Here is a 7,591-nt window from a genome sequence, read left to right as displayed (position 1 = left end):
CACCAAATCATCCTGAAGCTTAAGGGACAGCAGGCCCAGCGCCAGCAAGAAACCATTGTGCTGTCCACCGACCGCGCCCGCCAGCTAGCCGCCGCATCGAATACCAGCGGCGACTACCAACAGGCCCTCAAGGAACTGGTCGAGCATCAATATCAAGCGCTGGAGCAAACCCCAGAGGTGATTGGGCGCATTAGCGAACTCAACTTGGTCTACCTCATGCGCACGGCAGGGCAAGACAATGGCGCGCTCCGCACCGCTGCCCGCCCAGACGAGCAATCCTCCGCATCCAGCTCAGCCCCAGCAGCAAAACCAGCATCCCGTCCGGCTGCGCCGCCACCTACGAAAGATTCCCTCGTGGATAGCTTCATCCGCCGGTCTGAGGAGTTTGAAAAGCAGCAAAACTACGCCAAAGCCATTTTGGAACTGCGGGAAGCCCTGAAGCTCAACCCCAAAAATTCCAATTGCCACAGCCGCATGGGCATGATTTATATCAAAACCAAGCAGGCAAAGATGGCCCGCATTCACTTTGATAAAGCCCTAGAGATTAACCCCAACGACGAAATTGCTGGGGCTGGGCGGCGCATGGTGGAGCAATCCGGCAATGCCTCTCAATCGGGCACTAAGGCTACAGGAAGTAAGCGCGCCGCATCGGGTAAAGATACATCGTCCAAGGGTGGCTTGTTTGGGCTCTTTGGCGGACGCAAAAAATAGCTGAGTTATGCCAAGTCTTGAATGACCCGCATACTGCCCTCACCCTCAATCCCTTTCCCAGAGGGCGAGGAACGTTGAGGCGTCTTCATGATGTAGCAACATGTTGCAGACTCAATATGACCCAGGGTCTGATCACCCATTCGGTCGCCTGGGGGCAGAGGATCTGCTCAATCCTCTGAGAGAATAGTGTGGCACAGGTGAACGATAGAGTTCTCCCCTATGGTCACGACGGTTTAGGTGCGTGACGAGAATGGGGCTGGGCTAGGGGCGATCGCGTTCGATGCATTCAGCAACGATTACCACATGCCCTTTGTCGTTTGGCGTTTGATTGTTAGGAATTGGTGTAACGGTTAATGACTTATCAACCTCCCGTTGGAGCCAGGGATCTATTTCCGCTGGACGTGGCCCAAAAGGTTTGGATTGAGGCACGGCTGCAGCAGGTCTTTCATCAGTGGGGCTACCATCGCATCATTACCTCAACCCTAGAGCGCCTAGATACGCTGATGGCTGGGGGAGCGATCGATCAATCCACGGTGATTCAAGTCCAAGGTGCGGAGGAGCAAGGGCTGGGTCTGCGTCCAGAATTCACGGCGTCCATTGCCCGAGCAGCGGTGACCCGCATGGCCGGCATGACCTTCCCCTATCGTTTGTACTACAACGCCAATGTCTTTCGGCGACCGTCGGCCTCCAGCTACAACCGTCAGCAGGAGTTTTTCCAGGCTGGGGTTGAGTTGCTGGGACAGGATGGGGTAGGAGCTGATGCAGAGGTGCTGCTGCTGCTGTCAGACTGTATGCGTAAGCTGGGTATGCAGCAGTGGCATTTGTTAATTGGAGAAGCGGGGCTGAGCCGATCGCTCCTATCGGTGTTTCCAGAACGCCTACGGTCAGACGTGCGGCGGGCGATCGCTCATTTAGATCGCATGGCCCTAGAAGCGCTGCCCCTGTCAGACGAGCTCCGCGATCGCGCTCTGTTGCTGTTAGATCTACGGGGCAAGCCAGCAGACGTCTTGCAAACCGTATCCCAGCTTGACCTAGAGGATGATCAGCGCCGAATTATTGAGAACCTCAAGGTTTTGGTAGACCTGCTGCAGGATAGCTTCCAGGCTCAGCCTGATCAGGCCCATCCGTCGCTGATTTTAGATCTTAGCCTCATGCAAACCTTCGACTATTACACCGGCATTGTCTTTGAGGCGGTGAACTGGGGTGAGTCAGGTCAGCGCATCTTGGGGCAAGGGGGCCGCTACGACCAACTGCTGGGGTTGTACCATCCCCAAGGCGATAGCGCTCCAGGCGTAGGTTTTTCCCTGAATATCGAAGACCTACACCATGTCATGCTCACCAACGATCGCTTGCCCTTGGAGATTCCCGCTAGCCATTGGCTGGTGGTGCCCCAATCCCCTGCTGCCTATGCGACGGCGTTCACCCATGCCCAGACAATCCGTGACGAGAGTACGCCCGATGAACCACAGCGAGTGGAAGTGGATCTCATGGATCGAGGTAGTCCGGAGGCCGTGCGCGCCTATGCCCGTCAACAGCACATTGAACAAATTGCCTGGATCAATGCCGCCGGCGACCTGACGGTTGAGCAATTAGCCTAGACCTCTGCGGCGGAACGTTACTGGTAGCGGTTCCCCACTGTTCCCTAGCCCCTCTGCAGCGGCCAACAACTTCGCTCAGGAAGCAACAACTGGATTCTGACTTTCTCCCTTCCGGAGATGTCCCACCACCAACTCTGCTGGCTGAGCGACGTCGAAGCCAGCAGAGTCGAAGCCAGCGACGTCCATCCTTGCCAGAACTCAAGCGCCACGGCGGTAAGCGTTACACTAGCTAATGACCTAATGTTGACAGGGCTGTTGAGGAAACCACTATGCCACATACCATTGTGACGAACGTTTGTGAAGGCGTTGCTGACTGTGTAGATGCCTGCCCAGTCGCCTGCATCCACGACGGGCCCGGCAAAAATGAAAAAGGTACCGACTGGTACTGGATTGATTTCTCCACCTGCATTGACTGCGGCATCTGCGTGCAGGTCTGTCCTGTGGAGGGAGCCATCTTGCCAGAAGAACGCCCAGAACTACAAAAAACACCGACCTAGAGCTGTCGGGTACAATCTGCTACATCCGTGGTGAATTGGGTCGGGGTGAATGATCCATTTACCCCGGCATACGAATAGAGTCCCAACGACAACGGTAAGCCACCGGGTTGCACATAATGACAGATGCTGTTCCCTTGCTCCAGGTTGAAGCGGTTCATGCTGGGTATGTCAAAGATCTAGATATTCTTCAAGGCATTAACTTTAAGGTCTATCCGGGTGAGTTGGTGGCGGTGATTGGCCCCAACGGAGCCGGTAAGTCTACGCTGGCGAAAGCTATTTTTGGGCTGTTGACGCCCCATCGCGGCAAGATCCTGTTTCGTCGAGAATCTATTTTGGGGCTGAAGCCTAACCAGATTGTCGAGCGGGGAATGTGCTACGTGCCGCAGATCTCGAATGTGTTTCCATCGTTGACCATTGAAGAAAACCTAGACATGGGAGCATTTATTCGCGATACGCCACCCAAGGAGCTCAAGCAAAAGATTTTTGACATGTTTCCCGTGCTGGCAGAACGACGCAAGCAACGAGCTGGCACCCTGTCCGGTGGAGAACGGCAGCAACTCGCCATGGGGCGGGCCCTGATGCTGGAACCGCGCTTGATGCTGCTGGATGAACCTTCGGCAGCTCTGTCTCCGCAGTTAGTCACCACCATTTTCGATCGCATCCGACAGATTAACCAAGGCGGAATGGCGATCGTGTTAGTTGAACAAAATGCCCGTCGCGCCCTGGAAATGTCCCATCGAGGCTATGTTCTAGATACGGGGCGCGATCGCGTCGAGGGCCCCGGTTCACAGTTGCTCAACGATCCAAGCGTGGGTGAATTATACCTAGGCGCTAGCAGATCGCGATCATAACTGAGCTTTAGGGCAATCGTAACTAGGGGGATCCTTAGGGGTAGACCCATAGAGATTAGCTGATAAAACGGATCCAATACCCCCTAGAATGTTGATTGTCGGTTTACGCAGTTAAAGGTGCAGCCCTTTCGTGAAGCTATTTGTTTTCCATACGCCTGAACAAACGCCCACCGATACTCGTCCAGATTGTGCGATCGCTATTGATGTGCTGCGAGCCACAACAACGGTGGCTACAGCCCTAGAGGCTGGTGCTGAGGCTGTACAAGCCTTCAGCAGTATTGAGCAACTCATGCAGGCAAGCGAGGCCTGGCCCGTTGAGAAACGGCTGCGAGCAGGGGAGCGAGGTGGTGCGAAGGTGCAGGGCTGCGACCTTGGCAACTCTCCTCTGGATTGCACCGTGGATCGAGTCACGGGACGGCGATTGTTTCTGAGCACTACCAACGGCACGCGCTGCCTCGAACGGATTCAATCAGCCCAGACGGTGTTGACCGCCGCCTTGGTGAACCGGGCAACCGTGTCCCACTATCTACACCGTCATCGGCCGGAAACCGTTTGGCTGGTGGGTTCTGGCTGGGAGGGCAGCTATTCTCTCGAAGATACGGTCTGTGCGGGGGCAGTACTACACCACCTGCGCCAGTTGATGGACACAGAGCATGTGATCACAGGCAATGATGAAGCGATCGCTGCCTTGGCTCTCTATGAGCAATGGCAGAGTCGCCTCCTAGATCTGCTCTCGGCCGCCAGTCATGGCCACCGGCTGCTGCGCCTCGATGGCATGGAAGACCTCAAGTATTGTGCCCAACTCGATACCCTGGATGTGTTGCCAATTCAAACTGAGCCAGGCCTGTTGGTGAAACAGGTTTAGTCGTAGGGCACTGTTAGGCGAAGCCGTAACGCAGCATCTCGTAAATCATTAATCCATCATGCTGCCCGCAAGAGCAACCCACACTCTGAGCTTGGATTTGGGTCGGCAGTCCATCACCCATCCAATCAACTTTTTGGTGAGGATTGAAAGCATTGCACGATTCCTTGGGCGATGCGCTGGGCAGCTCCGGGCGTTCCCATGCGGCGCTTACCATTTTCGCTAATCAACTGTAGGCGATCGGGATCATTGAGCAGCTGATCGATCACCGTCAGCGCTTGCTGGGGTTCTTTGAGCAAAATAGCAGAAGGGCCGAGAAGACGGGTCTGAGCTTCGGCAAAGGCAGGAGTAAACTGCGGCCCTTTGCCCGCTAGGGTGAGAGCCGGTTTCCCTAGACCAATAAACTGTTCGGTGGCGGTGCCGGCCATGGCGATCGCTAAATCCCCCGCATGGAGACAGTCAGCAAAGCCACTCTGGGTGAGAATCAGCTGAGCTTTGCGCTGAGTATAGAGTCGATAGTTCGCAGGATGGGACTGAAGTTGCCAACCTTGGGCGATGAGCGTTTTTTGCAGCTCATCTAGGTCAAGGCTAGGAGCGATCGCCCCCAAAAACAACAGCGATCGCTGCCACAGCCGGGTGGTCAGCACCTGCACCATCTCGGTTATTTTTTGCCAGTTCTCATAGGCTTCCGGTATGCGTGAACCGGGCAGTAGGGTGATGGTTAGGGTGCGATCGCTTTCACCACTGGATATCGGCAGGGTCGATGTAGCATCTAGGCCATCCATCATGGGATTGCCTAAGTCGAAGGCTGGAATATCCCACTGTTGGAGCACCTGGGTGGTGATGCGATCGCGAGGGAAAACACCCCGACATCGGCGATGCTTCATCATCCAACGTTCCCAAGGTAGATAGACAGAGCCGAAACAGCCCTCCAAGGATTCAAACCACGATGAGCGCGGCAGCCGGCCAGCTTCATCCTGGAGGTAATACTCCGATTTGGCGGTGCCTACAAAGGCATAGGGTGCGCCACTCAGCCAGGCAAACAGCAGCGGCACAATATCGCCCACGGCTAAAATAACGCCGCCTTTTTTCGCCCATTGCCGGGTCACCTGCAGTTGCTCCCAAGTGAGCTTCAGAAGCCCTCCCCGCACATCTCGGGCCAGCTGCCGCCGATCCATATAGATGAAGCCGCCGGAGGGCAGTTGCTTCGCAGGGCCCACTAGGGGGATATTGTGCTGGCGATAGACATGCCCCACGCCAACAATCGGCAGGGCAGACACTTGGGGAGCAGCGGGATGCTGCTGGAGAGATTGGAGAATCCGTAGGGCGATCGCATCTTCGCCATGGCCATTACTCAGGCATAGTATTTTTAGCTGACTCATGATCGCCCTATCGCACCTACGCCCTAGAGCTTACCGGATTTGGTTGACCCAGGAAAAGCTGCTATACGCCAATTTCTAGTTCCCAACGGTTCAGCCACCCCGTATGCTCAGGCGCACAGTCTACAATGGTGAGTTTCCAAACCCCCGCCGCTGTTTGATGCAGCAGTCGCCGCAAAGCCGGCGTATTCTCTAGGGTATAGCGATAATTCAGCCGGGTTTGATTGCCCAATGTCCGCCCTTGCAGCAGGAGGCGCAGACCCGTGGGAGACTCTAAGCTGATTTCCAAATCCCCCAGATAGCTATGCTGGATGTCGAGGGAGACCTGGATATCTTGAATAGGATTGCCCGAATCGATACGCAGGGCGCTCGTCATCCCCAAGGGCAAGTTGTCCGGGATATCGGCTAACCCCGTGGAAGACTGACGCAGGCGTTGCCGGATGGTGGCGGGCGATCGCCGCTGTTGTTGCGCCGCTTGAACCGCCCGGTGGGCGTTCACTTTACCGTAGCCAAACCAGCGCGAATGCCCATTGGCATCATAGGTGCCATAGCTTGCCCCAAACTGCGGATCGGGCTGGGAGTCTAGAATCTTGTCCGCCGTGTTTTGCAGCAGTTGCTTCACCTCCCGAGCCGTGAGATCAGGATTCACCGACAGAACCAGGGCCGCAACCCCCGCCACGAGAGGGCAAGCCGCCGATGTTCCTCCAAAGGATTCGGTATAGTCGCTGGGGGTATAGCCTTTGCTGCCCAGGCGATCGCTAGTCACCATACCCTTGCCCTGTAGCACCTTTTGAATGGGCGGCGGCGCAACGACGTAGCCGGTTTCGGGCAGAAAGACATCAGGAGCAACGTTATTACTCGGCGCGCAGACAGAAATGTTCGTCCCCCAGTTGCTATAGGCAGCCTTCTCTCCCAGGCTGGTGCAGGCCGAGACGGTGATCACATCGGGATGAACCGCAAAGCCATTCAGCCACTCGGTGGGTCCGCGCAACACATTGCTGGGCCAGCCCAGTTCGTTGACCGTACCGCTGACCGGACGGTTGGTATTACCTGCGGCAAAGACCACCACACAACCCTTGCCGTTGCGGCCTTCCGTGGCGGCGCGATTGATAGCAGCCCGCTGCCGGGTCGAGAGGGGATAATGCACCGCTGTAGCTCCCCAGCTGCAGGAAACCACGGCGGCCCCTTGTTCTATGGCCCAATCAAACAGTTCTTCAACAGAGCGATCGTTGAGGAACGAGGAGGTACGAATTGGCATGAATGCACAGCCTGGCGCGACGCCCACAATGCCTGCACCATTTTCTTCAGCGATCGCCAAACCAGCGACCGCCGTGCCATGGCTTTCTAGATCAGCCTCGGGCATCGGCACAGCATCCTGACCACGCATATCCTTAGGCGCAACCATCTTGCCCTTCCCTTGGAAGTCCGGGTGATTGAGGTCAAAACCATCATCGGCCACGGCAATGATCACGGAGCGATCGCCCCGGGTGATCTCCCAAGCTGCTTCCATGGAGAGGTGGATGCCCTCCTTGAGCTGATCGCCGCCGCTATGTTGGAGGTACCACTGCTTGCCATAATGCAACACTTGGGGACGGTAATGGAGCTGGGTACGCACAATGACATCGGGCTCAGCCAAGAGTACATCGGGCCGTTCCGCAAGGCGATTAGCAAGCTTCACCGGATTTGCTGTGGC

Annotated in this window: 7 protein-coding genes; 5 read left to right on the top strand and 2 right to left on the bottom strand. The window is 56.2% G+C overall.

The window, feature by feature from the left end; translation table 11 throughout:
* The 5 genes from V6D20_05910 to V6D20_05890 all read left to right on the top strand — a co-directional run.
* On the top strand, positions 1-711 hold a 711-nt coding region (locus V6D20_05910; GenBank protein HEY9815321.1), incomplete at its 5' end, for a tetratricopeptide repeat protein.
* A 353-nt stretch (positions 712-1,064) separates the two neighbouring features.
* Complete coding sequence (locus V6D20_05905; protein ID HEY9815320.1) at positions 1,065-2,309, top strand: ATP phosphoribosyltransferase regulatory subunit; 1,245 nt, start codon at positions 1,065-1,067, stop codon at positions 2,307-2,309.
* Positions 2,310-2,578: 269 nt separating this feature from the next.
* Positions 2,579-2,806, top strand: a complete 228-nt coding sequence (locus tag V6D20_05900; protein ID HEY9815319.1) for a ferredoxin family protein — start codon at positions 2,579-2,581, stop codon at positions 2,804-2,806.
* A gap of 116 nt (positions 2,807-2,922) precedes the next feature.
* Entirely contained in the window at positions 2,923-3,657 is a 735-nt protein-coding gene (locus tag V6D20_05895) for an ABC transporter ATP-binding protein (GenBank protein HEY9815318.1), read from the top strand.
* A 130-nt stretch (positions 3,658-3,787) separates the two neighbouring features.
* The gene (locus tag V6D20_05890) at positions 3,788-4,522 is read left to right on the top strand and encodes a 2-phosphosulfolactate phosphatase family protein (protein ID HEY9815317.1); all 735 of its coding nucleotides are present in this window, start codon (positions 3,788-3,790) and stop codon (positions 4,520-4,522) included.
* Positions 4,523-4,647: 125 nt separating this feature from the next.
* Here V6D20_05890 and V6D20_05885 read toward each other — a convergent pair whose 3' ends face one another.
* Both V6D20_05885 and V6D20_05880 read right to left on the bottom strand, forming a co-directional pair.
* The gene (locus tag V6D20_05885; GenBank protein HEY9815316.1) at positions 4,648-5,901 is read right to left on the bottom strand and encodes a lipid-A-disaccharide synthase-related protein; all 1,254 of its coding nucleotides are present in this window, start codon (positions 5,899-5,901) and stop codon (positions 4,648-4,650) included.
* Between the two features lie 61 nt (positions 5,902-5,962).
* The coding region (locus V6D20_05880) for a S8 family serine peptidase (protein ID HEY9815315.1) at positions 5,963-7,591 on the bottom strand (1,629 nt) is incomplete at its 5' end.

It is taken from the genome of Candidatus Obscuribacterales bacterium (assembly GCA_036703605.1).
GTDB lineage: Bacteria > Cyanobacteriota > Cyanobacteriia > RECH01 > RECH01 > RECH01.
This window is presented reverse-complemented; position numbering and strand designations above follow the sequence as displayed.